The organism is Comamonas sp. C11 (genome assembly GCF_024496285.1).
Lineage (GTDB): Bacteria > Pseudomonadota > Gammaproteobacteria > Burkholderiales > Burkholderiaceae_C > Comamonas > Comamonas testosteroni_F.
On record NZ_CP101743.1, the window covers coordinates 2,917,109 to 2,942,753 of the forward strand.

Annotated in this window: 26 protein-coding genes and 1 pseudogene; 4 read left to right on the forward strand and 23 right to left on the reverse strand. The window is 56.6% G+C overall.

The annotated features are described in order from the left end of the window. A complete protein-coding gene (locus tag NOX35_RS13305; protein WP_029158328.1) occupies nt 1-744 on the reverse strand; it encodes a hypothetical protein in 744 nt (247 codons plus the stop codon). A gap of 77 nt (nt 745-821) precedes the next feature. Continuing rightward, the gene (locus tag NOX35_RS13310) at nt 822-1,259 is read right to left on the reverse strand and encodes a hypothetical protein (protein ID WP_003054965.1); all 438 of its coding nucleotides are present in this window, start codon (nt 1,257-1,259) and stop codon (nt 822-824) included. A 252-nt stretch (nt 1,260-1,511) separates the two neighbouring features. On the opposite strand from NOX35_RS13310, the gene NOX35_RS13315 reads away from it, so the two are divergent. Further along, on the forward strand, nt 1,512-1,808 hold the full coding sequence (locus NOX35_RS13315) for an H-NS family nucleoid-associated regulatory protein (RefSeq protein WP_003065080.1): 297 nt from the start codon (nt 1,512-1,514) through the stop codon (nt 1,806-1,808). Nucleotides 1,809-1,913: 105 nt separating this feature from the next. On the opposite strand, the gene NOX35_RS13320 is transcribed toward NOX35_RS13315, so the two are convergent. The 14 genes from NOX35_RS13320 to NOX35_RS13385 all read right to left on the reverse strand — a co-directional run bounded on the left by NOX35_RS13320 (nt 1,914) and on the right by NOX35_RS13385 (nt 14,586). After that, nucleotides 1,914-3,140 carry an IS256 family transposase gene (locus NOX35_RS13320; protein ID WP_256493548.1) on the reverse strand — a complete coding sequence of 409 codons (1,227 nt, stop codon included), beginning with the start codon at nt 3,138-3,140 and terminating at the stop codon, nt 1,914-1,916. Between the two features lie 71 nt (nt 3,141-3,211). Continuing rightward, nucleotides 3,212-5,062 carry a DEAD/DEAH box helicase gene (locus tag NOX35_RS13325; protein WP_019042253.1) on the reverse strand — a complete coding sequence of 617 codons (1,851 nt, stop codon included), beginning with the start codon at nt 5,060-5,062 and terminating at the stop codon, nt 3,212-3,214. Between the two features lie 149 nt (nt 5,063-5,211). Further along, nucleotides 5,212-5,496 carry a hypothetical protein gene (locus tag NOX35_RS13330; RefSeq protein WP_003065071.1) on the reverse strand — a complete coding sequence of 95 codons (285 nt, stop codon included), beginning with the start codon at nt 5,494-5,496 and terminating at the stop codon, nt 5,212-5,214. A gap of 54 nt (nt 5,497-5,550) precedes the next feature. Further along, on the reverse strand, nt 5,551-5,877 hold the full coding sequence (locus NOX35_RS13335) for a hypothetical protein (protein WP_003054957.1): 327 nt from the start codon (nt 5,875-5,877) through the stop codon (nt 5,551-5,553). A 27-nt stretch (nt 5,878-5,904) separates the two neighbouring features. Further along, nucleotides 5,905-6,351 carry a single-stranded DNA-binding protein gene (locus tag NOX35_RS13340; protein ID WP_003054955.1) on the reverse strand — a complete coding sequence of 149 codons (447 nt, stop codon included), beginning with the start codon at nt 6,349-6,351 and terminating at the stop codon, nt 5,905-5,907. A 66-nt stretch (nt 6,352-6,417) separates the two neighbouring features. Next, entirely contained in the window at nt 6,418-7,038 is a 621-nt protein-coding gene (locus NOX35_RS13345) for a hypothetical protein (RefSeq protein WP_230630078.1), read from the reverse strand. Beyond that, complete coding sequence (locus NOX35_RS13350; RefSeq protein ID WP_043005126.1) at nt 6,983-8,107, reverse strand: PFL_4669 family integrating conjugative element protein; 1,125 nt, start codon at nt 8,105-8,107, stop codon at nt 6,983-6,985. The genes NOX35_RS13345 and NOX35_RS13350 overlap by 56 nt, the downstream gene beginning before the upstream one ends. Nucleotides 8,108-8,135: 28 nt before the next feature. Continuing rightward, nucleotides 8,136-8,588: a hypothetical protein gene (locus NOX35_RS13355; protein ID WP_003054949.1), complete on the reverse strand. Its 453-nt coding sequence runs from the start codon at nt 8,586-8,588 to the stop codon at nt 8,136-8,138. A 161-nt stretch (nt 8,589-8,749) separates the two neighbouring features. Continuing rightward, a complete protein-coding gene (locus NOX35_RS13360; RefSeq protein WP_003054947.1) occupies nt 8,750-10,507 on the reverse strand; it encodes a hypothetical protein in 1,758 nt (585 codons plus the stop codon). A 12-nt stretch (nt 10,508-10,519) separates the two neighbouring features. Then, the gene (locus NOX35_RS13365) at nt 10,520-10,966 is read right to left on the reverse strand and encodes a hypothetical protein (RefSeq protein WP_043005125.1); all 447 of its coding nucleotides are present in this window, start codon (nt 10,964-10,966) and stop codon (nt 10,520-10,522) included. Between the two features lie 49 nt (nt 10,967-11,015). Continuing rightward, nucleotides 11,016-11,639 carry an STY4526/YPO1902 family pathogenicity island replication protein gene (locus tag NOX35_RS13370; protein ID WP_003054944.1) on the reverse strand — a complete coding sequence of 208 codons (624 nt, stop codon included), beginning with the start codon at nt 11,637-11,639 and terminating at the stop codon, nt 11,016-11,018. Nucleotides 11,640-11,655: 16 nt separating this feature from the next. After that, nucleotides 11,656-13,344 (reverse strand): hypothetical protein, encoded by a 1,689-nt coding sequence (locus NOX35_RS13375; RefSeq protein ID WP_230630075.1) that lies wholly within the window; start codon nt 13,342-13,344, stop codon nt 11,656-11,658. Between the two features lie 15 nt (nt 13,345-13,359). Then, the gene (locus tag NOX35_RS13380) at nt 13,360-14,253 is read right to left on the reverse strand and encodes a ParA family protein (RefSeq protein WP_003054942.1); all 894 of its coding nucleotides are present in this window, start codon (nt 14,251-14,253) and stop codon (nt 13,360-13,362) included. Nucleotides 14,254-14,463: 210 nt separating this feature from the next. Continuing rightward, the gene (locus tag NOX35_RS13385) at nt 14,464-14,586 is read right to left on the reverse strand and encodes a hypothetical protein (RefSeq protein WP_256493549.1); all 123 of its coding nucleotides are present in this window, start codon (nt 14,584-14,586) and stop codon (nt 14,464-14,466) included. Between the two features lie 29 nt (nt 14,587-14,615). On the opposite strand from NOX35_RS13385, the gene NOX35_RS28805 reads away from it, so the two are divergent. Further along, nucleotides 14,616-15,119 carry a DUF3653 domain-containing protein gene (locus tag NOX35_RS28805; RefSeq protein ID WP_371878547.1) on the forward strand — a complete coding sequence of 168 codons (504 nt, stop codon included), beginning with the start codon at nt 14,616-14,618 and terminating at the stop codon, nt 15,117-15,119. Nucleotides 15,120-15,149: 30 nt separating this feature from the next. Here NOX35_RS28805 and NOX35_RS13390 read toward each other — a convergent pair. Continuing rightward, a pseudogene (locus NOX35_RS13390) lies at nt 15,150-15,523 on the reverse strand (IS5/IS1182 family transposase); the annotation flags it as partial. 235 nt (nt 15,524-15,758) lie between these two features. Next, on the reverse strand, nt 15,759-16,742 hold the full coding sequence (locus NOX35_RS13395; protein WP_182282815.1) for a DNA-binding protein: 984 nt from the start codon (nt 16,740-16,742) through the stop codon (nt 15,759-15,761). A gap of 391 nt (nt 16,743-17,133) precedes the next feature. On the opposite strand from NOX35_RS13395, the gene NOX35_RS13400 reads away from it, so the two are divergent. Beyond that, nucleotides 17,134-18,240 carry a site-specific integrase gene (locus NOX35_RS13400; protein WP_256493552.1) on the forward strand — a complete coding sequence of 369 codons (1,107 nt, stop codon included), beginning with the start codon at nt 17,134-17,136 and terminating at the stop codon, nt 18,238-18,240. On the opposite strand, the gene NOX35_RS13405 is transcribed toward NOX35_RS13400, so the two are convergent. Further along, on the reverse strand, nt 18,210-19,130 hold the full coding sequence (locus tag NOX35_RS13405) for an alpha/beta hydrolase (RefSeq protein ID WP_182282817.1): 921 nt from the start codon (nt 19,128-19,130) through the stop codon (nt 18,210-18,212). The genes NOX35_RS13400 and NOX35_RS13405 overlap by 31 nt on opposite strands. 352 nt (nt 19,131-19,482) lie before the next feature. Here NOX35_RS13405 and NOX35_RS13410 point away from each other — a divergent pair, with 352 nt between their 5' ends. Further along, nucleotides 19,483-20,418 carry an OmpP1/FadL family transporter gene (locus NOX35_RS13410; protein ID WP_256493554.1) on the forward strand — a complete coding sequence of 312 codons (936 nt, stop codon included), beginning with the start codon at nt 19,483-19,485 and terminating at the stop codon, nt 20,416-20,418. Between the two features lie 53 nt (nt 20,419-20,471). On the opposite strand, the gene NOX35_RS13415 is transcribed toward NOX35_RS13410, so the two are convergent. The 4 genes from NOX35_RS13415 to NOX35_RS13430 form a co-directional block, all read right to left on the reverse strand. Then, nucleotides 20,472-20,936, reverse strand: a complete 465-nt coding sequence (locus NOX35_RS13415) for a VOC family protein (RefSeq protein WP_182282818.1) — start codon at nt 20,934-20,936, stop codon at nt 20,472-20,474. A 69-nt stretch (nt 20,937-21,005) separates the two neighbouring features. Then, the gene (locus NOX35_RS13420) at nt 21,006-21,818 is read right to left on the reverse strand and encodes a YdcF family protein (RefSeq protein WP_182282819.1); all 813 of its coding nucleotides are present in this window, start codon (nt 21,816-21,818) and stop codon (nt 21,006-21,008) included. Nucleotides 21,819-21,963: 145 nt separating this feature from the next. Further along, nucleotides 21,964-24,012 (reverse strand): acetyl/propionyl/methylcrotonyl-CoA carboxylase subunit alpha, encoded by a 2,049-nt coding sequence (locus NOX35_RS13425; RefSeq protein WP_182282820.1) that lies wholly within the window; start codon nt 24,010-24,012, stop codon nt 21,964-21,966. A 27-nt stretch (nt 24,013-24,039) separates the two neighbouring features. Continuing rightward, nucleotides 24,040-25,575, reverse strand: coding sequence for an acyl-CoA carboxylase subunit beta (locus NOX35_RS13430; protein ID WP_003065036.1), 1,536 nt, complete (start codon nt 25,573-25,575; stop codon nt 24,040-24,042). Between the last annotated feature and the right edge of the window lie 70 nt (nt 25,576-25,645).

Sequence of the window (25,645 nt, forward strand, 5' to 3'; positions counted from 1 at the left end):
TTATAGGTTGACACCCAACTTGCTCATTGCCGCAGACGCCGAAGCCTGCACATTTGCTTTTCGGTATGCCAGGTACGCATCAATGTCTTTGGTACCCACGTACACGGACTTTTGATTGCTCATCAACTCAGAATGGACCCTGCGACAAGCGGAGGCGTAAACAAATGAATAGGCTACTGCCCGCATCCGTTCCTTCACGCTTTGTTTCTCATGAAAGGTCAGATATAGCGACAGGATAAATTCATTGGCTGGTACGTTGAGATACCGCTTATTCAAATGAAACCAATCACCAACGCAACTGCGCGTTTTGAAGTTGTCAGCCTCAAGCAATAACTCAAGCTCTAGCTGAAACTCCACTTCATCGCCATGCCAGCGTGCTTGCGCAAACGCATCGCATTCTTCATTCTGATCGGCAAGAACCGTCTTATCGTAGAACTCCTTATAGCTCTTAGCCCAATTTTCTAGCGGAACCAGCGACTCGGCGAGATCGCGCATCATTGTTGAGGCATCCTTCAATTGCTTCAATTGAGTTGGATTGAGGTTCTCGAAATTACTTTGAGCTTTCACCAATGAGGTGGCGGTTCGCTTCGCATGGGCAATCTGATGTTTGATCTTCGCAACGCCTCGGAGCTGAATTTCAAAGTACCAACGTTCAATGAGCTCCATATCCAATGACGCGCCACGCCTTGAAGCCTTCAATGGATGCAATTCGAGATAGCGTTCAAGGACTGATTTCTTATTCATATGGCCTCCAAATATTCGAACAAAGAAAAACCCACTACCCGACGAATTTCGGGTAATGGGTTGGTTAGAGCCTCTGCTTAGTTATCTGTGCCAGTTGCCTTGCGAGACAACGGGAGCATGATGACATTGGCAGAAGGAGCCGGTGGCTTAGGCGATTTATGGGACTTTTGCAGCTTGTACTCATTGAGAGCCACACGGGTCCAACGAGCAAAGCAAACGCTAAGCGACCAAAGGGCACGAAGCAACTCCAAACACTTTCGCTTGATTCGCGCAGTAGCCTGACCCACGTCATGAGCCTTTGCATATCGAATCTGCGAGCGCTTGACCGTCTCTTCCGCCATCAGATAGGCACCTAGGAACTGAAGTTTCAGATCCGGGTACATATCCAACGTGTTGAGAAATATGCGTGCTACGACAGGGTCGTTGACGCGAGAGATCATCTTCACCAGCAGCTGGCGATCCACGTCAAAAGGCGAGGATGCCGGCTTCTTGGCAGAACGTTGAGATTGATGCATGTGTTGCTCCTAGATGTTGGGCAACACGGTCCCCGACGGGATTGTGTTATCCCGTGGGGTTGAAGAATGTCCTCGCCAGCGTGAGCTGATGCGCATCTCTCAAGGACTCAGATGCTACAAAGCTCCGAAGAGCCAATGTGCGTCGATTTTAGCGCCGAAACTGAGTGCAACGCAATCCTTGCTTCCAGCAAAGCAACCATCATCTCTTAAAATGCCTCATAATATGTTCTGTCATTTTAATGGAGCATATTGATGTCTAACTCTGCGGTGTCGTACAAGGATCTGCTGGCCCAACGCGCAACACTCGAAGCCCAGATTGAAGCAGCACGTAAAAGCGAAATCGGCACAGCCGTGCAACAGATTAAGGGTTTGATCGCGACATATGGATTGACCCAAGACGATATATTCCCCCAAGCGAAAGCAAAAGCAACTCGCGGCTCTGTTGACCCCAAGTATCGTGACCCTGAGACTGGTCAAACTTGGACAGGCCGTGGCAAGCCTCCTGTCTGGATCAAAGATAAGGATCGCTCGCAATTCGAAATCAAATGATTGCAGCAGGTTTGATATTAGATGGCCACTAAGTGGCCATTTTTTATGAGCACTTAAAATAGATCAGGCGGGCGTGTCCGAATTTTTGTGTAAACGGTTCGGACTTCAATTGACGGAGATGCGGTCTCCGAACTCAATGGTAAAGCGGGTCAGCGCAGCCTTCCAATCCCGGATGGGCATGGTCCACTTCTGGCTGATGTTGCGCAGGGCCAGGTAGAACAGCTTGGTCAGCGCCTCGTCGCTGGGGAACGAGCCCCGGTTCTTGGTCAGCTTCCTCAGGCCCATGTTCACCGACTCGATGGCATTGGTTGTGTAGATGACCTTGCGGATTTCCGGCGGGTAGTCAAAGAACGGGGTCAAGCGGCTCCAGTTCCTGCGCCAGGACTGGCCGATGGGCAGGTACTCGGTATCCCAGCGCTGCTCGAATTCACCGAGCATCAGCTCGGCCTCCTCGGCGGTGGCGGCCGTGTAGATACGGCGCAGGTCGGCAGCTACTTCTTTGCGGCGCTTCCATGAGACGTAGTTCAGGCTGTGGCGCACCATGTGAACGATGCACAGCTGCACCACCGCCTTGGGGAAGACGGCCTCGATGGCTTCCGGAAAACCTTTGAGCCCATCGACGCAGGCAATGAAGATGTCATGCACGCCCCGGTTGCGCAATTCGGTCACCACCTGCAGCCAGAACTTGGCACCCTCGGTCTGCGCCAGCCACAGGCCCAGCACCTCCTTCTCGCCCGTCATGGTGATGCCGATGGCCAGGTACACCGCCTTGACCCGCACAGCGCCCTCGCGCACCTTCACATGGATGCAGTCCAGATAGACGATAGGGTAGATTGCATCGAGCGGGCGGGCTTGCCAGGTCTTGACCTCATCGGCCACGGCGTCGGTCACCGAGGAAATCAGGCTGGGCGAGACCTCGGTGCCGTACATCTCCTCTAGGTGGCTCTGGATCTCGCGCACCGTCATGCCGCGGGCGTACAGGGAGATGATCTTGTCGTCGAAGCCGGCCCAGCGGGTCTGGTGCTTGGGGATCAGTTGGGGTTCGAAGGTGCCCTTGCGGTCGCGCGGCACCTCGATGGGCAGTTCGCCGAACTCGCACTTGAGCGTCTTCCTGCTCTTGCCGTTGCGAGTGTTGCCGCCGGTGTTGACCACCGGTTCGTGTCGGTCGTGGCCGAGGTGCTCGGTCAGTTCGGCGTCCAGCGCCTTTTCTACCAGCAGCTTGGTCAGCTGCTTGAGCAGGCCGTTCTCGCCGATCAGGTCTTCAGGTTTCTTGTAATCAGCCAGCAGTTTCGCCAGCAGTTCTTCAGGGACTTCGTGTTTCTTGGTTGTCATTGTGCTTACGGACATGCAGACTTGCGCCTGCGGTGGATTGTCCGTTTACACAAAATTCTGCACACCCTCGATCAGGCATATTCAAGTGCCCGCACTTCCTCGCGAGCTTCATCTGGCACAGTTTCTACAGCCGCTCGTTGTTGGACAGGCAATGCTTTCTTGGCTGCCTCCACCACTTCTATTTCTGTGGTGTGCTTGTTCTCCTGCAGCTGCAGCACGCCCTCATCGATAGTGCCCTGGATGATGGGCACCAGGACCAGCACATCGCGGATCTGACCCAAGCGGTAGGCCCGGTCCTCTGCCTGGCGCATCAAGGCTGGCGTCCACGGCATGGAGGCAAATGCCACGATGTTGGCAGCCGTCAGCGTGATGCCCACGCCCGCAGCCATGGTGGTGCCAATGAATACCTTGATGCTTGCGTCCCTCTGGAACGCATCTACCGCAGCCTGCCGACGCTTCAAGCTATCCGAGCCGACCAGCGAGACACAGCCTACGCCAAGGCTGGCCAGGGCCTGTTTAAGGGCCTCCACGGTGCTCATGTACTCGCAGAAGATGATGAGCTTGCCGTCCTCTCCCATTGCCTGCACGGTTTCGACCAGGTACGGAACCTTCAGACCTTCAAGGCATTTACGCAGGCGAACGATCTTGGGCATGGCCTGCAGGGTCATGTCGCCATAGATCTCCTTGTAGACATCGAGCCCCTCTGGCGACAGAGGCACAAACTGCCTCGCCTTGTCACCCAGATCCTTGAGCACGTCCTTGCTGCGACGGATCATCCAGCCCTGGATCGCTGCAGCCAGTGCTGCTCGCTTCTCAGGGCTACCCGCGTAGCTCTTGCGGAACTCAGCCAGCGTGAGACTACCGAGGCGATGGCCCGTGATGCGCAGCAGTGTATGCATCTCAATCTCGCGATTGAGCAACGGCGTGCCGGTGACGACAAAGCATCGCTCTATCCGTGCTGCCAGCAGGAACACATTGCGCGTGCGGCCGCTCTTGTATTCCTTCAGGTAGTGGGCTTCATCCACGGCCATCACCGCGAACTCCAGCTCACTCTCGCGCACTAGGCCGCCCATGCGTTCGTAGTTGCCGATCACCCAGTCACAGCCAGCCAGCGTCGAAATCCGGTCCTCACCGATCATCCCGACGCGAGCGTCTGGGTAGACCATCTTGATCTCTCGCTCCCAGTTCAAACGTAGGGATGCAGGGCATACGATCAGGACCCGGCCGCTGCCAGCAGCCATCCGGGATGCCACGACCGTCTGGCGGCTTTTGCCCAGGCCCATGTCATCGCCCATGCAGGCGCCCGATTGGCGCAGCATATGTGCGACGCCTTCGGCCTGGTAGTCGCGCAGCACGCCACAGGCGACCAGGCTGGCCAGGGCCACCCGGTCATACGGCATGTCATCGACGTGGCCATGCTCAGTCGATAGGAAACCGGTGCCCTCTTCTTCACCAGGCCCGCCGCCCCCGCCCAGCGGTGGCGATGCAGCGGGCACGCTGATAGGCGAGCCTTCGTTGCCACTTGTGGTCAACTCTTCGATGACCACCGGCTGCTCATGGACGAATACGAACTCCGACGACACGCCGGCAATGCTGGCCAGCCGCTCCATGATGAGCTCAGGATCGGCTCTGACTTGCCACGCTGACGCATGCTTGTGGAAGTAGCCGCCCAACGAGCGCATCGCCTTCACGCATAGCGGGTCGTAGGTAAAGCTAACCGCCCATGAACCGCGTGCTAGGTCTCCCTTCACCAGCGGGAAGATCTGAACATCGAGCAACTGCGAGAAGTAGTCAGGATCAGGAGCTGCGACAGCGGCGCGCAGTTGCACATCGAGCTGCTCCATATCCACGAAGTGCCCAGCAAACGCATGCTTAATCACATCGTCGGCATAACTGGAGTCGGTAGTTTGAAGCAGCCACATGCGCCGAGCTCCACTCCACCAAGCATCGTAGTTTGCAAGTGGACGGCTCACACCTGGAACTGCCAGGAGCTGCAGGCCGAGCCTGCGTCCATCCGAGACGGCTTTGATAAGGAGATCCGGCGGGCGGATCGTGACGGGCCTAGGCAACATCAAAGCCCCTCGCGAACAACTCTTGTTGCTGGTGACTCATAACCCCAACCTTCGGCCATCCATAGCGCCCATGTGAGCGTTGAATCAGAAACCTGCAGCCCCGATATAAGCGGATCAAAATCGCTGGAACACTTCAAGATAAAAGTGTCGTAGGACTTCCCGATCAGAGCGATATTTTTATTGAACACATCCTGGCAAGTATTGGCCCATGCCACAGGATCGAAATTCGTATCGACTGGATCGGGAACAACGAGCCCCAAAAATTGATATTTTTCTTGCACCATATTCTCCTGTGGACTCAATTGGCGACTGAGCATGCGCCACAGGAAAACCGATATTTATTCTGTCATCTGGTAGCTGAAGTTATGACGGACAAGCCATAACCGCACCACCGCATCAACGCGACTATCAAAGTCGCCAATCAACATAGAGTCCGACTGCGACGATTCATCGTATGTGACCGTGAGACGCGTGTGCCAGGTACCATCAAACTGGAGCTTGCAATATCCCACGCATACATCCTTGCCATTGGAATCTCGCACGACTAAGAATGCGGGTGCATTTTCTTCATTCACCTTTTGCGATGGCGCAACCACCATGGTGAATCGACCATCGACAAGCAATGTGATGTCGTCCGAGGCCTGTTGATCGGGATGTAAAGTCAAGATGTGCTCCTTGGTTAAAAACGGTCTTTAAGCAGGCTGGCCTGCGTGGTAGGGTTCCTGCACTTCGCCTGAGGAGCCATCCGACTGCTCCGTGGACGAGCGGCGTGAAGCCTCGAACTCAATGGTCTTCACACGCGACAGCAGAAGTGCGACATCCTGGGCCTCGATCTTGAACACCATCACTTGACCGCCAGTAGCCTCATCGCGCGCCATGTACTCAAGCTCTTCCCCCATCACTAGCACTCTGGCTCCCTTGCGCAGGAGCCGCGCGGCATCGCGAGCCTTCGCTCCGTAGATTTCCACCTCGCGCCAAAAACCGCCAACCTCTTCGATTCCGCCCTCCTCGGTGCGGCCGTATCGGCTGAACCGAACACGCATACTGGCGACATCAAACTCGCCGTTAGGCCCACCCTTGAGCGTCCTGAGACTAGGAGAACTACCCAGGTTTCCCTTGCCGATAAACAATTGCGACATATCCAATTTCCTTGCAGTGCTGATTGAATGCCCGAGCTGCTGCACCAGGTCAGCCCAGGCACGGACTTAGAGGGTCGAAATCGGGGAGCGTGGATAAAGAAAGACAGGAGCCTTGTCCACGCTCACGCGAATACGCTTGATATCGCCACGCGTCTGCTGGTGCTCCTCATTCAAGGCCACAGCGCGTTGGGACGCTGCCATGCACCATTGACGGAGTTCACTGGGCAGGCCTGACGCAAGCTCCTCCACCTCTTCAAAGCTCAAATGGCGGTTAGAGCCCATGCGTTGGCGCCAGCGCAGAAAGACATAGCCCGTTGTGCTTTTCTGGTGCACGACCAGATAGAAGCTCAGTCCTGGAACAGATTTCGACTTCTCGGACAAATCGCGCATCTGTTTCAGGATTGCGTCGATGCCGTCAAGTTTCTGGCGCAATCTGGACAGGGTGCCCCTACCCGTAAGGGCCTTTACGTCAGCTCGATCTTGACAGTCCTGATCCGCCAGGGCTTGACGACCCCACAGCACGTTGTTGACGACTCGGCCACGACCGGTGTGCTGCGAAGCCCCTTTTATTTCCAGATCCCTTTTCACACCAATCCCTTTCAATATCAGTTCCAAACGACTGCGCGCGGTCTTAATCAGCGGTGGCTGTAGCTTCTGGGCCAGTAGAAGCGGATGCATCGGAGCCATGCTCTTGCGCCTGCTGCAATTGGTCGCCAACTTGCTGCAGCAACGCACGTTCGGCTTCGCTGATGTTGATGAGCCGGCGCGAATGCGAAGGCTTCACTTCGGCCTTGTAAATCTGGGCTGGCACTGCACCAAACGTGCTCACCACAAACTGAATGCGCTTCGCAGCTTCCGGGTCTGCACTGAACCAGTCAGAACGGCTCAGCTCACGAATCTCTGGACGGCCAAGCCATTTGTCGAATCGGGCAGTGCCGTAGAACACGCCAAGGATGGCGCGGCTCATTGCGCTCAGCACAGCACGCGCCTGCTCATCACTCAGCAAGTTCTTGCGCTGCAGCGTTTTCTGGATACGAACAAAGTAGTCGTAGTCCACGATCAACATGGAGATCGCATAGCCGTAAGGGCTGCGGAATCCGAGGTTCAGGGTCATAGGGCGAGCGGACTGAACGATGCTCAGGCTCAGGCCGCGCTTGCGCTGGCTCTCCAGCAGCTCCTCGGCTTTAGCGATTTGGGTGCGCAACGACTCTTGAACTTGCGAGATGCCGTACTCATGGCGTACCAGTGCCCAATCTGCATATGGGTTGTCACGGCTCGTCAGTACCCAAAGGTTCCGCAGAGAGGAAGCAACGCGCTTGCCGCCAATGATCGCGTTCAAGCGCTTTTCAGGCTCCCCAGATCGCCCCTGAAAAAGTCGGTGGGCCTCGATGGTGTGAATCGTCATCTGGTCCACGCCTTCGTTCGTCAGCGGCCCGAGATCATCAATGCCTTGTGCTTCGGAGTTCGTCACCACCGCGTCCGCACCACGACGATCCCGTCGCTCCGCTTGCATCTTCTGGAATTGCTCTTTGCGATCTTCCAGCTCTACATAGCGATCAAACAAAGGATCGTCTTCAGACGCGCCAGCCTGGATGAATGCCGCCAAAGCAGCTTCTTCACCAGCAATTGAGTAGCCGTCACGAAATGGCGAATTCGGGTCGGTGACGAATTTAATGCCTGGTGCACCTGCACCCAATACACCGGCCAGCATTACTGGCTGAAAGCCGGGGTCTGTTTTGATTCGATCAGTAGCCAAGGTCTTCTCCTTAAATTAAATACTTCGTCTATCCAGCGTCCGGGACTTCTCCCGACTTCCCGCCCTCGTCGGCACTGGCGTTCTCTATTGCCACTTGCGCAGCTTCTTTAGCGATGTCTTCATTCCAACCGTCGATAAATGGAAAGTGCTTCTTACTAACTGATGGCAGCCGCTCGGCAATGGGCTGTCTTAGCAAATCGAGTACCGCATCGCGATTCACGGTCACCAGCGTTTTCGTGTTCTTCTGCACGCGGACATTAATAAATCCGGTCTCTTGCAACCGCTGGAGAGTTCGTTTTACGGTGGGTAATGGAATGGTTCGGCACAGTTCGACTTCAGTGATCGACCCAGACGTAATGGCGATCTCTCCAATATCCCCCCGCTCTTTGAGTAAGACCCAAAGAACCGCAGCATCCGTGTAGCTTCTGAATTGCTGAACGAGCTGAATAAATAGATCGTTCCCTGATTTCTGATAGCTCATATTGCTTCTCTTGAAAATTGCTGTGGCTCATTTCGAGCTACATGGCACTAAGTGCCGCGTGGTTCATTTCGAGCCACATGGCACTAAGTGCCGTGTGGTTCATTTCGAGCTACTTGGCACTGAGTGCCATATGGCCCATCTCGGGTTATTCGGAAGTCAGCTCATTTCTTCGCCATTCCGACCTTCGCTGCCCGCTCATTGCGAAGAGCAAGCAACTTGGCACGCGCCGCTTCTTTGCCCAAAGGCCCATTGCCTTCGACCGCCACTCGCACTGGATTGGCGACGGCGTTGGCCGATCCTTCGTGAAAAGCTTTCAGCGATGCTTCTTTCTGGGCCTGTTGAGCATCGGCCTGTTTGGCTAACTCAATGCGCTCTGCAGCGATGACGGGGGCATACGCCCAGATGCATTCGCCGTCTCTATATTTCTTCACCACACTGTTTAGCCAGGCCACTGGCGACTTCACTTTATGAAATCGCCGGTTCGCACCTTCCATCTCGTCCAACGCTTGCTGTTGTTGCTCAAGGGGAAACTTGGCCAGCACCTTGGATAGGGACGCGTGCAGTGACTTCTCAATCCAGGTGGGGAAGATGAGGCCAGAGGCAAGTCCGGCGTTCAGCTTGTCCGAACTCGAAGACTTACCACCCTCACCTGCCTGAACGTCAGCCGTGCTGCTGGTGTTCACCGGCGAAGTAGTAGTGGATTGAATAGAAGTCCTTTGAATATTGATTGCGGGAAACGGCAGATCAAGCCTGCAGGTTTCGTCCAAAGAGTCAGGCTCTTGTTTGCAGGAAACGGCAAACGATTCCTTCGCTCCACCCTCGCTACCCTTATCGCTAAAGCTCTTCGCTAACTCCTTGCTGGCATTGGAGATTTGCTCCGACTTGGCGGGCTGCTCACTGATCGAAGAAGTAGCTCCAGCTTGTCGGATTTCGACAGGTTTGTGAGGCACCAGATCGTCGTTCAAAAAAGACAGCAAGAGATCGCGCGGGCGGGGAGCAGGAGGGGTCGCGGACAGTCCAAGCGTCGCTTGCGAGAACGCGAATGAAAGGCCGGACAGGTCCAGCGTCTGGTTCGTGGCTGGAGCGCTATTTGACGGTGCAGCCTTCGTTGACGCCGCAGGAGTAGCCTTGTCCGCGTCAGCCTTGCGAGGCAAAGGCTTGATGCTTTGCCCACGCAGGCACAGCAGAATGGCGTCGAAGTTAATGCGGACCAACGCTCCGCCGATGCCGACCTCGTTAATGAATCCAGCCTTCTTCAGCCGCTCCCGAGCATTGCGCTGGACCTTCGGACCGAGCACAAGCGCTGTTGAGATTTCATCCTGGCTGACCGGGATAGCGCCATCGGTGAGCTGGCCTAGCTTCAGACACTCCCGGTGCCGCTGCAGCAGATAGGCCAAGTACAGCCCGCCTGCGATGCTTCCAGCCACATCAGCCAGGGGCTTGTAGTAGACCTTGCAGCCCTTGAACCAGCTACTTGCCAAGTCCCACGTAAGTTTCTGCCCCTTGCCGCGCATGGCCAGTGCCTTGGCGAGTGCAGGTACGTTCAGGCGGTAGTTCAGCACCGCAGGACGCCCAACGAGCATCTCTTCGAGAACGCCCTCGCCCATCAGCAGCTCGCGCACACTGGCTTGCTCGGTGCGGGTCAGCCCAATGGCCGACTTCCACTGCTGCAAGGACATAAAGAACCAGCCACCGCGCTCGGGATGGTTGCGGAGACTGTGGCGCGTCCAGTAGAGCGCCATGCCCACGAAGATGGCGGCTTTGTGGCCGAATTTTTCAGCCAGCACCGGATGAAATGGAACGAAACCTCGATCGTCCAGGTGCAGAAAAATTTGCTCGGCACCCTGGTGGATCGGCGCATCCTCCGGCAGTTCATAACGAACTGTTGGAATAGCTGCGAGTGAAAGAGAGCCGCGCACTGACAAGCTCCATCAGTGCGCAGCTGCGGCTACGGAGGTTGTCGCTGCACTTCGCATTGCGCTGGCCAAGGGCATGGCTTGTTGCTGCAAAAGCTCAAGCAAGCGTCGCTTCGAGATCCGATAGGTAATGATGCGGCCCTGACCAGCATGCTCATGCAGGATGCCCAAGTCCACGAGTGTCTTGCGGCAGGTTTGCTGCTGTGCCCTCGTTATGCCGGTGTCCTTCGTGCAGCATGACGATGACATAAGGATTTCGAAAAAGTCCTCCGACTCACTGCGACGTTCCCGCTCCATCGCATAGGTAAGCCAGAGTGCGCTCAAGACGTTACCGGTGAGATCCACGAAAGCGCGGTTGATGGTGATGGGCTCTTGGCCGATGAGTTCCAGAAACAGTGCGGACTTCAGAAATTCACTATCACTATTCGACAGCTGGGCGGGTAAGTTCTTGGTGTTCTTCATGTTCAAGCTTTATCGATAATGGTTGTAAATAGAACGTCCTACGGCTGATTTATTTGCCCACCGGGAAGGCATTTCTCCTGGGAAGAGCCAGGCTATCCTCGTCTTCAAACTCTTTGAGCGTTGAATAAAGCGAGTCGATGGTGTACTCCGCAAAACGAGAATGGAGCTCGAAAATCCAATCACGTAGAGATTTCCCAGGCGCCGATTGGCTGGTAATTTCGGCCCAAGCTTGATGAATCTGATCCCGAACATCAAACTTCTTGGGTAATTTGGCCCTACCGCCGGTGACGCTTCCACCAACCAATTCACGCATCCTACGAATATCGTCTGCGGAGCGCTTAAAAAGCCGGGTAATCAGTGCACGCGATGCGCCATTACGCACAAAATATTCGCAAAGTGCATCGTCTTGCCGTTGTCGGTCCAGGCCTTCCAGTTGCTGCCGGAGTTCGCCAGGAGAAAATACGAGTTTAACCCTCGTTAACTTAGTAGAAATATCCAGAATATCGCGAGTCTTGCGATGCCGAAGTTGGTCAATCAGTTCGGCATCGCAACCCATCTGCAATAACTGATCTATTCCAACCTCGGTTTCGATAGCACGAATTACCTCCGTCAGCAGCAGAAAATTTAACTGCGGATTCGTGTGAATATCGACGGGAACAATATGATCTGTCATTGCTTAACTAACGTGTTTATTCCGTAAATAACGGTTTATAGGCTTCGCGGCTATCCTCTTGCACGGCGATATTAAATTCAGCGAGTGTTTGCATCAGTGCAGACAAGCATCTAGCAACCGCCGCATTGCCGAAGAGATACCCATAATGGTCAGAAGTGACATAAAGCTGCCCATTCTTCCCGCACAGAATTGCTCTATCTGTGCACTCCTGACGGAACGTATCAACGCCAGCCTGAATAGCCTTTACCCAGCGGCTTTCTGGGTCGCATTTCGAGAGTAGGTTTGCGTTGCACTGCCCGGTTTGCGTTGCAAGAAATGGCCAGAGATACACACGCAGAGTTTCGAGTTCTTCGGAGAGCTTTTGATCGCCCAAATACGACATACGTTCTGGAATATCCACCAAGAACCCGTATGGCAATGCCGGCATTGGCTTCACGAAGTCCGACAACGGTACGACAGCATTCAGATCCACAAGATTCTGCGATAGCCGTGCGGAAAACGCTGCCAGCTTGTCTGCTGGGCCAGCACCCGCCCCTTGCCGATCGGCCTTTGTGGTGGCTCTTTTACTGCTAGGCGATGCAGCCGCCGACACGCCGCCAAGCATTCCCGACAGTGGCGCCTGCTTGGCTTGCTGTTGCACCTTCTTGTTCTCGCTCTCTATCGAGCGCATGTCCTCAACAGAAAGCTTCGGGTCCTGGAGATAGGACTGGACGACTGACTCGATATGGTCGGCGGCAATACCAAAGTGCTTCGAGGATACAGACTGGATCTGGGTGAGCAGCGATTGAACATCCAACTTGACCTCTGTCCGGCTTGCAGGATCGGCCTCGGAGTTCGCTTGCTCCATGGCCTCAAGATCGGTCGCGTGCATCAAGAAGATTTCCTCGATGGAGTTTTTGACCTCATCACGCTTATCAAACTTAGATGCCATTTCGTGAAGTGCTGAAACGGTAGGACGAATATTTATATTCACGTCAGACGTTTGAAGCCAATTACCAATCAACGCGAGATTTTCGACAGCGAAGATGAAGTTTTGAACCATCCTCACGCCATAGCTCAATCCAACCTCTTTAAGTGCTTTATTAAGTTCGGTGGCGGAGAATGATTTAGCAGTCTCCTTCTCAATTTCACGCTTGTAATTCATTACGCCCTGAGCTCGCTCCCAGAACGAAATATCACTTCGATTGTCGTTTTCGCTCAAGTGCGCGGCAATGACAGCAGCCTCGCCAGGCCACTTTCGAGTAACGACATGGATGCGCCGCAGTTTCTCGACGCCTTCATTCACCAGCTCTTTTGCGATCTCCACACGAGTATTTCCGCCACCATATGGAAAATACTTCTCCGTGGGGTTTCGACGCGTAACCGAGAACATGTTGGTGATGCCATCGACCTTCATACTCGCTTTGATTTCCGCCCGCTGGGAATTAGCTTTCTTGCGAGGATTCAGCGAATATTCATCAATATCAAAAACATCCAAGACGATGATGGAGCCATCAATCTCATCCATCGGATCAAAACTGGTAGTTGATCTTTCAGAGTCTCGATGAAGAGCTGCTTTAGCCGCCTCAAGACGTGCTTGATTTGGAGTGAGCTTTGGTTTATCTGGTGCAGTCATAGCTGACGTCCCTTGCTTATTTCCAGGGGACGTAGTTAGGTTTAGCGAGGCTGCCCGTTCGCGAGCAGTCATGGTTTCAGGTGTACGCATGCTTTCCTCCTAAAATTAATTGGAGGGTGCGTTCAGATCGAGATATTGGGGGTGGTTAGATGCGTACATCTCCGACACGCTGGGCACAATTTCCCAAAGAAGGGAATGAAGCGTGTTGGACGCTTTCACTGGATCAACCCAATGCACTGGAACTCCGGCACTGGCCGCTTTTTTCCAAGCCGTTGCATCGGGAACATCGGTATCCAGCATCGTGATTTTTCCGCTCAGCTCAATAAAGCTTTCGCGAATCATTGCGGACATTTCCTTGCTATCGCTAGTCTTCTGGCTTTTATTGAGAAATGCCTTCATCTGAGGCATCTTCAAGCCCATGCTAGACACGCTATCGTGGCGTTCAATGAGTGCCTTCACATTTGCGATGAACTCGCGAGCAGAGATCATGTCTGGCGTTGCAGGCACAAGAAGCAGATCAGCAGCAACCACTGCAGCATCTTGCAGATGACCCACAGCACCTTGGGTATCAATAATCACCACGTCATATGCGCTAGCGATTGCAGGGTGCTTCAAGGGATTCTTGAAGCTGAACTGCATGCTCACTGGATTGCGATTGGCCATCCAGACCTGCAAAGACGAGTCCTTGGCGTCAGAGCGAACGATATGCAGGCAACCGCCCTCGCTCTTAGGTGCCTTCTCAAGCTTGCCTTGATAGGAAGTCGGTGGCAGTTGGCAATGCGAGATGCAGTCCGGGGTCAGTGCACCAGACTGCACCAACTGCGTGAGCCCAAAAGGTGCCGCATAGCGCAGCTGGTAATAGCGTGAGAGCGACGGCTGAATATCGCCGTCGATCAGCAGCGTCCTAAAGCCGATGTCGTGCAGCAGGCCGCCCAGATTCGCAGCTGTAGTTGTCTTGCCGACTCCGCCCTTAGAAGCCAGCACAGTGATGATGAACATTGAAAGTCCTCGTTGAATGGTTGTTGATCCATTCAACGGGAGCTGAAGTTCGCTCGCGCATTGGTAGGCCATTGCGACCAGAACTCGGGTCGCAATGGCCCTAAGAAGCCACCCTTGATCGATGGTTATTTCGTAACCTTTTGTTGAATATCAGGCAAAAAGCCTTGACTTTCAGCTTAAAAAAGTGTCAGAAAATATACATCGTATCTACTAAAGAAGAAGTTCGGACTGCGGCGTCACGACCGTGATACCCGCCTCCAGCTTGCTCAGAACTTCCGTGCCATGTATCGAAGCCTGGGCATGGATTTGCATGGCTGCGCGCAGTTTCTTCATGTGTCGGCCAGGACTGTACATAACTGGGAATCCGGCAAGCACGACATCCCGTATGCAACGTACAGGCTGATGCGCCTGCTCAACTTCATGGGGCTTCCAGGCAAGGCTGGTGCTTCGCTGGCGGCAAGCTCATTTCGCCTGAAGGTCGTTCGTTCGAAGGCAAGGACAGTAGCTGGTGGGGGCTGTTGCTCTTGAGGGCACGCGTGAACGCCCGTCGTGGCGAGACGCTAGTTGATGGTGAGCACTTGGCCTGGATTCGTCCAACGGCCTTAACATTGGGGGGGGGCATGAGCGCCACCATCGCCTGTCTGGTCGCCCGCCTATGGAAGGGGCCAGAGTTGCCAGCGCCCGCCAGGCCTGCGCTGACTATCATGGTCGCGATTCCCTCGGTGGCTCTGTTGGCCGTACTACAACAGCCTGATCCATCCGGCTGGCTTACTACCACGGCCTTTGGCCTTAAGCACTGCTGCCTTAGCATGCATGGGCCTGCAGCACATTTTAGCGGAAAGTCCTTCGTATTCAAATCCGTCTGAGGTTGAGTTACCCCCTGACCCCAGACGCAGCTATGCCACGGCCACTGTCTGCGGACGCCCTAGTTCAGTGAACCGATTGAGGATGGCTGCGCGGATGTGCAGTTCATTGACTGGCCGTTCAAAGGTTCTGGACATCACCCGCTCGCCCAGTCGTTTGATGCAGTTCATTTGGTCTCTACCAAGCTTTTCCGGTGGTAATGGCTCCACACTTTCCACATCCTTCGACCCAAACGCCGGCATGCGGCGACAGCCGCATTGAGCACAGCTTCGTTGCGTGGGACTTGCTTGAGCAGATCGGCGATGACTGCAGCATCACTTACTTCATTGCTGGTCACGCAAATTGCCCTCGTCAGGGGGGCACGAGCCTTTAGGGAGGAGTTGTACTGCTTCCAGTTGGTAGTGCGATAACGTTTCTTGGGTGTGTGCTGGCTCATGCACCGAGCCTACAGAGAGCAGGCTCTGTGTTTATGCAACAACGCCGGCGGCATCAAGACTCGCACCACAAACGCCGATTTGAAGAGCCCTGGCCCCGATATCCTGCTGGCAGGCGCGGATGCGGGCTATGTCGTGGACTACGGAAGTACAAGCGTCAGCAGAGTCATGCACAGTGGCCCACACAGCCCAGGCGCCGGCTACCGGTTAGCGCAAGGTTCGCCGGTTTATGGAGCGCCGGGTTGCCGCCAGATTGCTTCGACGCGCCAGGGGTTGGGTCACATTTGGATCCCCTGCATTGGCTGCAGCCGCCAGTCTTTGCTGTGCCTCCAGCAGGCTCTTGAGATCGGCTGCACGCTCTTGCGCCAATGCTGCCGTGTTCTGGGCGGTCTGCAACTGGGCATGCAGATTCAGGATCTCCTGCTCGGATTGTTCAAAACGAGTCAGCAGCTCCTGATAGCGAGACTCCGCCTTGCGCTCCTGGTCCTGCAGACTTTTTCGCGCTGCCGTGAGTTCCTGGCGCGCACGATCGACCTCGTTGAGCATATGGCGCTCGTTGCCCGCGTACTGCTCGGCCATGCGCTGGCGCTCGGCGGCGGCCGACTGAATTTCCTCGCTGTGCTTTTGCTGCTGCAACTCACGCTGGCGTACGGCATTGCTCAGCTCATCACGTAGTTCTTCCAGGCGCTGATCGCGTTCCTGTAGCGTCTGCTGCATTTCGTCAAGGCGCCGGGCCAAGTCTTGGGCGTGATTTTGAGCGGCCTGCAGGGCTTGATTGAGCGCATCTTTTTGCGCTTCCATGGTGGCTTGGCGCTGCGCGAGTTGCTCCTGTTGAGCCACAAAGGCCTGCTCTGCAGCTTTCAAAGCCTGTTCGCGAAGATCCAAAGCCTTGCTGGCTGCGGCTTTCGCCTCTTCCTGCGCCGTATTCCAAAGCTCTTCCGCAAGACGCTGTACAGGGTCCGGCACCGATTGCAACACAGACGGGTCCTGTTCTCCCGCCACGCCCAGACGACGGCCCAGTGTTGCAAACCAGGTCTCCAGCATGGGGCTGACCGTATTGGGGGAGCCGCGCCCTATCTGCTGACGCACCCGCTCTATGGTCGGGCGTAGCCCTTGTGCAATCAAAGCATCCGCTGCAGCCCAGACATCGGACTCCTGAACACCTCTGGGCGTAGTTTTGCTTGTATTCATATCTATTCTTCAAATAACTAACGATAAGTGATTGTTATCGTGATCTATATTTTCTATACGTAATACACAATACATCTAATGTATTAAATATTACGTATTAAATTTTCATACAGATGACAACATACATTACCGTGTTTTCAGCATCTGAATTTGTGGATAGAGGGCGTTTTCCATAGAGCGAGAGAAATTTCTTTGATTTGCCTACATGCTCGGCGCCGTGTCGCTGGTGCAACTGCTTGCGTCGCTCATGCGCCTCAGCTTCGGCATGTCATGCCAGGTCTTGTTAGTCGCTCCTGGAACTTGCCGCTTGGAGCCGCTCGGCTTCTGCAGACTTCCTGACTGAGGCCAATCGACAGCGGCTGGCAGATGAAGTCAGGGCGAAAATAGCGCCATGGATTCAAGCAAGCCCTCGCCCTTCCCTACTCCCGTGACTTTTGATGCCGGCTGCCTGCAGATACAGGATGTGCCGGAGTCCGCTCTTGCCCCCAAGGCGCATGAAGCCATCAAGGAGCTCATGCATGAAGGCGAATCCAGCAATACGCGCAGCAGCTATCAGAGCGCCATGCGTTACTGGGCAGCCTGGCATTTGCTGCGCCTTGGCCGGCCCATTCAACTGCCGCTGCAGGTTTCCACGGTGCTGCAATTCATCATCGACCATGCCCAGAGGCAGACCGGTGCGGGCTTGATCCATGAAATGCCGCCTGAAATCGATGAAGCCCTGGTTGCAGCCGGCTACAAGGGCAAAAAAGGGGCACCTTCACACAGCACGCTGGTGCATCGCATGGCAGTGATGTCCAAGGCACATCAGGTGCATGCCATGCCCAATCCCTGTCAGGACGGGGCAGTTAAGGAGCTGATGTCGCGCACGCGCAAGGCTTATGCAAGGCGCGGCGAGTTGCCGCAGAAAAAAGAGGCGCTGACGCGCGATGTGCTAGAGGAGTTGCTGGCAAGCTGCGACGACAGTTTGCGTGGCCTGCGCGACCGGGCGCTGCTGCTGTTTGCCTGGGCCAGTGGCGGTCGTCGCCGCTCCGAAGTGGCTGGCGCCGATATGCGTTTCCTGCGCACCATGGCTAATGGGGAATTCATCTACACCCTCAGCCATAGCAAGACCAACCAGAGCGGCACCGATGCCCCCGAGAATCACAAGCCCGTTACCGGCCGTGCAGCCATTGCCTTGAGAGCATGGCTGGACGCAGCCGGGATCATCGAAGGTCCTATCTTCAGGCGCATCCGCAAAGGAGGCCATGTGGCAGAGCCACTGACTCCCGCTGCTGTACGCAACATCGTCAAAGAACGCTGTGCACTGGCCGGTGTGGAAGGAGACTTTTCGGCACACTCCCTGCGCTCGGGATTTGTGACCGAGGCCGGCAGACGCAATCTGCCGCTGGCTGACACCATGGCATTGACCGGACACCATAGCGTGAACACAGTACTCGGTTACTTCCGTGCCGACTCGGCACTCAACAATCAGGCCGCGCGCATGCTGGACGAGGACTGATCAAGCCTCATCAGCTGCAGCGCAGTCCGATGAATGGCGGATTGCGGGTCGGCCAGTTGCAGCGGCAAATCAAAGTGGTTGGTGGCCGGCGCCTCCACCCATTGCCCCGGCAGACAACGCGCCTGCCACGCAGCCAGGTATTCTCGCGACTGGCGCTTGAATTCATGGCTTTCAAACTCGCCACAACTCACGCGAAGCTGGCACTGAGCATGCGTACTCGCATCGGGAAGTAGAAAGCGCGGGCTGTTGCGTATGGCTGCAGCATCATCCAGCTGCATCCAGCCGTTGATATGGGTTGCCAGCAGCGGCTGCAGGTCGAACAGACCGCTCAAGGTCAATACCGATCGAGGCACGGCCTGCGCTGGCAGGTCATAGTCCTGCAGCCACCCCTTGGCCAGCAACATGGCTGCCAGGTGTCCTCCGGCCGAGCTTCCGCAGACACAGATATTGCGGGCATCACCGCCGTAGATGGCGATATTGCGCACCACCCAGGCATAGGCCTGGCGCATCTGATCGACGATATGCTCCAGTGTGACGGAAGGGGCCAGATCGTAGTCAGGCACTACGACGATAGCGCCCTCCCGCGTCAGCGCGGGGGCCATGAATGCCGAATCATCCTTGCTCAAGGCCTTCCAGTAGCCGCCGTGGATGAAGATGAAAACAGGCGCAGCTTGTACTTTCGCAGCCTGAGTTGGGGGCAGATAGATATCCAGAACATCCGCAGCCCTGGGGCTGTAGCGCTGATTGCGAACTGCGCCAGGCAATGCAAACGCAGCCTGGCTTTCCTGCGTGTAGCACGCCAGATACGCAAGCGGATCCTGCACGCTGGCGCGGGCGTTGTATTGGCGGTCGTAGTAAGCAGTCGTGAGGACGGTCGAGATGGAAGTCATTTTTCTGCGCGGCTTTGGGCTTCGGACGGCGATCACTCGCAGCGCACAGCATAAGCCACGCAAGTAGCTATCTGGAGCCTCGTAAGCGCCCGTTCTGCGAGTCTGCATCCTCCAATTAGACCTATGCGCCTGTCACTTAGACACATTAAATTACATTCATGCAACTGGAATCAGAGCGTTGGAGCAGGTGTTGAGAAAAGCAAAAATGGGGACTGGCTGCGCAGCCATGATGTGGGGCCTCTGCGCCCAGGCCGGCGGCCTTGATAGAACGGGCCAGGACCTTGGACCTTTGTTTGAAAACGGTCGCTATCTTTCTGTCGAAACTTATAGGGTCCAGCCTCGAATCGGGGGCATGGATGCCCTGGGAAAGTCCACCGGTCAGGTCGCTGATGATTACACCCAATGGGGCTTTGCATACAAGCAGGATGTGAATCCACGCATCTCGATGCTGCTCATGCTGAGCAAGCCTTTTGGCCTTGACATTGCTTACAGCCCTCTGCAATCGCCTCTTTTTGGCGGCACTCAGGCCCGCGTGAGCAGCCATGAGCTCATGGGGTCCATACGCTACCGCTTGGATGAGCACTGGGCTGTCCATGGTGGGCTACGCCTGCAGCGCACCGAAGGACATGTCGCTCTGGGGGGAATGGTGTTTGGAGCGCTCGATGGATACCGGGTGGATTTCAGACCCAGTACCGAGCCTGGCTACTTGTTGGGCATGAGCTATGAGCGCCAGGATATGGCCCTGCGCGTTGCTGCGACCTATCACTCAGCCATCAAGCACAAGATCGCTACCCGTGAAAACCGACGGCCTGGCGAAACAAGGACGGCATCGACTGCCCCGCAAAGTTTCAACCTGGATATCCAGACAGGCATCGCGCCAGGCACCCTGCTCTTTGGGCAGATTCGCTGGACCGACTGGTCGCAATTCAGGCTGTATCCGCAGACCCTGGCGGCGGAACTCCCGGGCCACAGCCTGGCAGATATGGAGGACACCACCACCTACACGCTGGCGCTTGGGCAGAAGCTGGCGGAGAACTGGTCCGGCTTTGTCGCCGTAGCTTATGACAAGCGCAGCGACAAGGCCGCGCTGTCGCCATTGCGCCCCACCAATGGCCGTCTTGGCTACACGGTGGGGGTGAGCTATCTGCAAGGCCGGTTCAAGCTCACGCCCTGGCTGAGCTACCAGCGTCTGGGCTCGATAGATATCTCCAGCGGCGGCACGACACTGGCGAATTTTGATGCCGAGTCCGCCACAGCGTTCGGGATCAGGCTCGGCTATCAGTTCTGAGAACAATCGCAGCAATCACGCTGCTGCAATCTGGCAGCAGGCGCCCGGAACACTCAACCCAGCGCCGCAATCACGTCGGCCGGAGCCTGCACCAGTTCGATCAGCACGCCTTCGCCAGCAATCGGAAACTCGTCATTGCTCTTGGGGTGCAGGAAAGTGATGTCATAGCCTGCCGCTCCCTTGCGGATACCGCCAGGAGCAAATCGCACGCCATTGGCGGTCAGCCATTCCACAGCCTTGGGCAGGTCGTCGATCCACAGGCCGATGTGGTTCAGCGGTGTGGCGTGCACAGCGGGCTTTTTCTCGATGTCCATGGGCTGCATGATGTCCACTTCCACCTTCATCGCGCCCCGCCCCATGGCCAGTATGTCCTCGTCCACGTTTTCGCGCTCGCTCTGGAAGCTGCCGGTCTGCTCCAGACCCAGCATGTCCACCCACAGCTTTTTCATGCGCTGCTTGTCGGTGCCACCGATGGCGACTTGCTGAATGCCCAGAACCCTGAAAGGACGATTGCTCATGAATGACTCCTTGATTGATAGCTTAAAGCGTAATATTGGTAAGCGCTAGAGCCGATTTTTATTGAAATATCAGACCTCACCCAGCAACCAGCTGCTGACCATGGCAAAGTATTCCCGCAGCCAGGCATTGAAACGCGTGGCCAAAGGGGTCGGAGCCGCCACGGGATAGACCTGGGGCAGATCCTGGCGCTTTGCAATGTCCATGGCACGCATCAGGTGAAAGTCGCTGCTGACCATGGCCATGGGTGCATCCGCGGCCACGCCGCGATCGGCCAGCAAGGGCCGGCTGAGTTTGAGGTTCAGCTCGGTACTGGTGCTGAGCTTTTCCAGCACCAGCCGCTGCGCAGCAATACCGTGACGCTGCTGCAGATAGCGTGCCATGACCTCGGCCTCCGACTCTTTTTCACCCCAATCCACGCCGCCGCAAACGGCAACCAGAGCCTGGGGCTGCAACTTGGCCAGTTCTGCTGCCGTATCCAGTCGCGCAGCCAGAACCGGCCTGGGCTGACCATCGAGCGTGCCACTACCCAGCACCACGATGGATTGCACGGGCGGCACTTGCTGCGGCTCCAGACCCAGGCCGGACAGACGGCTCCAGAACCAGAAAAGGCTGATCAGCCACAGCACCAGGCCGGCCCAAGCCAGCGACCAGAGCCTTGCATGCAAGGGCCTGGCTGCCCGCCAGTGCTGTATGGCCCGCCATTTCCAGCTCAGCCACAAGGCCGCAGCGCCCAAGCCGGCGGGCAGCACCACCCCCACATTGAAGTGCCCCATGCCCATCAGTACCAGAGCATCGACAAGCAGCAGCGTCCCCCACAGAGCCAGCAGCGCACGCGCCAATCTGGCAGGGCGGGAAGTCGTTGTATCTGCTTTCAATGTCATAGCTACTAGCTGAGTCTGGATAAAGGATAGAGCCGATCTTATTGAAAATCAGAAAGCCCGCAGAGCCAAAGCCGTGCGGGCTTTTGCTTCGGGGCCTTGTGCTCAGACCATATCGGCTCTGAACAGAGGCCCCGAAAAGCTCTCATCACTCGAATTCCAGAATGATGTCGTCCACCGCCAGCGAGTCGCCCTTGGCGGCGCTGATCTTGCTGACCACACCATCCTGCGCTGCGAACAGGATGTTCTCCATCTTCATGGCTTCGATGACGGCCAGCTTCTCCCCGGCCTGCACCTTCTGGCCGGGCTGCACTGCCACATCGACCAACAGGCCAGGCATGGGCGAGAGCAGGAACTTGGACAGGTCGGGCGGGGCCTTGTAAGGCATGAGCTTGTGCATCTCGGCGCCCTTTGGCGAGAGCACCAGCACATCGGCTTGCGTGCCGTTGTGGATGACACGCAGAGCCAGCGGGTTCTTGCCATTGCCGCGCTCGATCTGGCAGGTGAACTCCTTGCCGTTGCACACGCCGCGCACCACCAGATCGCGAATATCGGCATTGCTGCGGAATTCGTAGGTCTTGTCGTCGATCACGACCTTGCAGACGCGAGCCTGGGCATCGAAGTCGGTCACCTCGCCGGTCACATACTGGTTCTTGCCTTCAGTCCCCAAAACCACGGCGGTGTACTTCTCGCCCACCTGCACCTGGTGGCCCTGCATTTGGCCGGTGATGGTCGATGCACGCGCGCGGTATCGGCGATTGCGGAACAGCGCCAGAGCCACCAGGAAGTCGGGATCATCGTGGGGCACGTCCTCGGCATGGAAGCCGTCGGCATAGTGCTGGGCGATAAAGCCGGTGTTGAACTTGCCCGAGACAAAGTCCGGGTGTGCCAGCAAGGCCGCCTGGAATGGAATGTTGGAGCTGATACCGCGGATGGCAAAGCCGTTGAGCGCTTCGCGGGCCTTGGCGATGGCGTCGTTGCGATCCTTGCCGTGCACGATGAGCTTGGCAATCATCGAGTCGTAGTACATGGGGATCTCGCCGCCGTCGTAGACGCCGGTATCCACACGCACGCCGTTCAGATGCTGGGTATCGGACTGCCACATGGTCTGCTCGGGCGGCGCAAAGCGCACCAGGCGGCCGGTCGAAGGCAGGAAATTGCGGAACGGGTCTTCGGCGTTGATACGGCACTCAATGGCCCAGCCGTCGCGCTTCACATCCGCTTGGGTGAAAGCCAGCTTTTCACCAGCGGCCACACGAATCATCTGCTCGACCAGATCGAGGCCGGTGATGCATTCGGTCACAGGGTGCTCCACCTGCAGACGGGTATTCATCTCCAGGAAGTAGAAGTCCTGGTCTTTGCCGACCACGAACTCCACGGTGCCGGCGCTCTGATACCTGACGGCCTTGGCCAGGGCCACGGCCTGCTCGCCCATGGCCTTGCGGGTGGCATCGCTGATGAAGGGCGAAGGCGCTTCCTCGATCACCTTCTGGTGACGGCGCTGTATCGAGCACTCACGCTCGTTCAGGTAAACCACATTGCCGTGGCTGTCGCCCAGAATCTGGATTTCGATATGGCGGGGCTCCTGCACGAACTTCTCGATGAAGATGCGGTCGTCGCCAAAGCTGTTGCGCGCTTCGTTCTGGCACGAGGCAAAGCCTTCAAAGGCTTCCTTGTCGTTGAAGGCTACGCGCAAACCCTTGCCGCCACCACCGGCCGAGGCCTTGATCATCACCGGGTAGCCAATGCCCTTGGCGATTTCCACGGCCTGCTCGGGGCCCGCGATGGCGTCGTTGTAGCCGGGAATGGTATTGACCTGGGCTTCGCCGGCCAGCTTCTTGGAAGCGATCTTGTCGCCCATGGCCGCAATGGAATGCGACTTGGGGCCGATGAAGGCAATGCCCTCTTCTTCGCAGCGCCTTGCAAAGCCCTCGTTTTCCGACAGGAAGCCATAGCCGGGGTGCACGGCCTGTGCACCGGTCTGCTTGCAGGCTTCAATGATTTTTTCGCCCAGCAGATAGGACTCTCGGCTGGGAGCAGGACCGAGGCGCACGGCCTCGTCGGCCAGCTTGACGTGGCGTGCGTCCTTGTCGGCGTCGGAATAGACCGCCACGGTCTGGATGCCCATCTTGCGCGCGGTGGCGATGACTCGGCAGGCGATCTCGCCACGGTTTGCGATCAGAATCTTGGTAAACATGGATATATCTCCTGGTTTTTCTTGTTCTTACAGGGGGATGTTCCCGTGCTTGCGCCAGGGGTTGTCCAGCTGCTTGTTCTTGAGCATCTCCAGCGAGCGGCAGATGCGCTTGCGCGTTTCGTGCGGCTGGATCACATCGTCGATAAAGCCACGGGCGCCGGCCACAAAGGGGTTGGCAAAGCGTTCCTTGTACTCCGCTTCGCGCGCAGCCAGCTTGACGGGATCGTTCTTGTCCTCACGGAAGATGATCTCCACCGCGCCCTTGGCGCCCATCACGGCAATTTCGGCATGGGGCCAGGCCAGGTTCACGTCACCGCGCAAATGCTTGGAAGCCATCACGTCGTAGGCGCCGCCATAGGCCTTGCGCGTGATGACGGTGATCTTCGGCACCGTGGCTTCGGCATACGCATACAGCAGCTTGGCGCCGTGCTTGATGATGCCGCCGTATTCCTGGGAAGTGCCAGGCATGAAACCGGGCACGTCCACGAAGGTGACCACGGGGATGTTGAAGGCATCGCAAAAGCGCACGAAGCGCGCCGCCTTGATGGAGGACTTGATGTCCAGGCAGCCGGCCAGCACCAGAGGCTGATTGGCCACGACGCCCACGGTCTGACCAGCCATGCGGGCAAAACCGATGATGATGTTCTTGGCGTACTCTGGCTGCAGCTCGAAGAAATCGCCATCGTCCACGGTCTTGAGAATCAGCTCCTTCATGTCGTAGGGCTTGTTGGCGTTTTCAGGCACCAGCGTATCCAGCGACATATCGGCGCGGCCCACGGGATCGGTGGTCTCGCGCACGGGAGCCTTTTCCTTGTTGTTCAAGGGCAGGTAGTTATAGAGGCGACGCAGCATCATCAGTGCTTCCACGTCGTTGTCGAAAGCCATGTCGGCCACGCCGCTCTTGGTGGTGTGGGTGATGGCCCCGCCCAGCTCTTCGGCCGTGACTTCCTCGTGCGTCACCGTCTTCACGACTTCGGGCCCGGTCACGAACATATAGGAGCTGTCCTTGACCATGAAGATGAAGTCGGTCATGGCCGGCGAGTACACGGCACCGCCGGCACTGGGGCCCATGATCATGGAGATCTGGGGCACCACGCCCGAGGCCAACACATTCTTCTGGAACACATCAGCGTAGCCGCCCAAAGAGGCAACGCCCTCCTGGATACGCGCGCCGCCCGAATCGTTGAGGCCGATGACGGGAGCGCCGACCTTCATGGCCTGGTCCATCACCTTACAGATCTTCTCGGCATGGGTTTCGGACAGCGCACCGCCGAACACCGTGAAGTCCTGGCTGAACACAAAGACCAGACGGCCGTTGATCATGCCGTAGCCGGTGACCACGCCGTCTCCGGGGATCTTGGTGTTTTCCATGCCGAAGTCCGTGCAGCGGTGCTCCACGAACATGTCCCATTCTTCAAAAGTGCCGTCGTCCAGCAGCAGCTCGATACGCTCGCGCGCCGTCAGTTTGCCTTTCTTGTGCTGCGCATCGATGCGCTTTTGTCCCCCACCCAACCGAGCGAGTTCTCGCTTGGCTTCCAGCTGCTTCAGGATATCGTCTTGCATGCTTGTCCTCTAACGTGATTTGGGTTGCTTGTCTCGCAATGGTGATGCTGCGATGCTATGGTAATAAGAG

Coding starts and splice junctions, on each gene's coding strand:
- NOX35_RS13375 (WP_230630075.1), bottom strand. CDS start 13,344: ATGCGTACACCTGAAACCATGACTGCTCGCGAACGGGCAGCCTCGCTA.
- NOX35_RS13310 (WP_003054965.1), bottom strand. CDS start 1,259: ATGCATCAATCTCAACGTTCTGCCAAGAAGCCGGCATCCTCGCCTTTT.
- NOX35_RS13405 (WP_182282817.1), bottom strand. CDS start 19,130: ATGACTTCCATCTCGACCGTCCTCACGACTGCTTACTACGACCGCCAA.
- NOX35_RS13370 (WP_003054944.1), bottom strand. CDS start 11,639: ATGACAGATCATATTGTTCCCGTCGATATTCACACGAATCCGCAGTTA.
- NOX35_RS13395 (WP_182282815.1), bottom strand. CDS start 16,742: ATGAATACAAGCAAAACTACGCCCAGAGGTGTTCAGGAGTCCGATGTC.
- NOX35_RS13430 (WP_003065036.1), bottom strand. CDS start 25,575: ATGCAAGACGATATCCTGAAGCAGCTGGAAGCCAAGCGAGAACTCGCT.
- NOX35_RS13305 (WP_029158328.1), bottom strand. CDS start 744: ATGAATAAGAAATCAGTCCTTGAACGCTATCTCGAATTGCATCCATTG.
- NOX35_RS13355 (WP_003054949.1), bottom strand. CDS start 8,588: ATGAGCTATCAGAAATCAGGGAACGATCTATTTATTCAGCTCGTTCAG.
- NOX35_RS13315 (WP_003065080.1), top strand. CDS start 1,512: ATGTCTAACTCTGCGGTGTCGTACAAGGATCTGCTGGCCCAACGCGCA.
- NOX35_RS13385 (WP_256493549.1), bottom strand. CDS start 14,586: ATGAAGAAACTGCGCGCAGCCATGCAAATCCATGCCCAGGCTTCGATA.
- NOX35_RS13330 (WP_003065071.1), bottom strand. CDS start 5,496: ATGGTGCAAGAAAAATATCAATTTTTGGGGCTCGTTGTTCCCGATCCA.
- NOX35_RS13365 (WP_043005125.1), bottom strand. CDS start 10,966: ATGAAGAACACCAAGAACTTACCCGCCCAGCTGTCGAATAGTGATAGT.
- NOX35_RS13380 (WP_003054942.1), bottom strand. CDS start 14,253: ATGTTCATCATCACTGTGCTGGCTTCTAAGGGCGGAGTCGGCAAGACA.
- NOX35_RS13400 (WP_256493552.1), top strand. CDS start 17,134: ATGGATTCAAGCAAGCCCTCGCCCTTCCCTACTCCCGTGACTTTTGAT.
- NOX35_RS13415 (WP_182282818.1), bottom strand. CDS start 20,936: ATGAGCAATCGTCCTTTCAGGGTTCTGGGCATTCAGCAAGTCGCCATC.
- NOX35_RS13320 (WP_256493548.1), bottom strand. CDS start 3,140: ATGACAACCAAGAAACACGAAGTCCCTGAAGAACTGCTGGCGAAACTG.
- NOX35_RS13420 (WP_182282819.1), bottom strand. CDS start 21,818: ATGACATTGAAAGCAGATACAACGACTTCCCGCCCTGCCAGATTGGCG.
- NOX35_RS13340 (WP_003054955.1), bottom strand. CDS start 6,351: ATGTCGCAATTGTTTATCGGCAAGGGAAACCTGGGTAGTTCTCCTAGT.
- NOX35_RS13325 (WP_019042253.1), bottom strand. CDS start 5,062: ATGTGGCTGCTTCAAACTACCGACTCCAGTTATGCCGACGATGTGATT.
- NOX35_RS13345 (WP_230630078.1), bottom strand. CDS start 7,038: ATGGCTCCGATGCATCCGCTTCTACTGGCCCAGAAGCTACAGCCACCG.
- NOX35_RS13425 (WP_182282820.1), bottom strand. CDS start 24,012: ATGTTTACCAAGATTCTGATCGCAAACCGTGGCGAGATCGCCTGCCGA.
- NOX35_RS13410 (WP_256493554.1), top strand. CDS start 19,483: ATGGATGCCCTGGGAAAGTCCACCGGTCAGGTCGCTGATGATTACACC.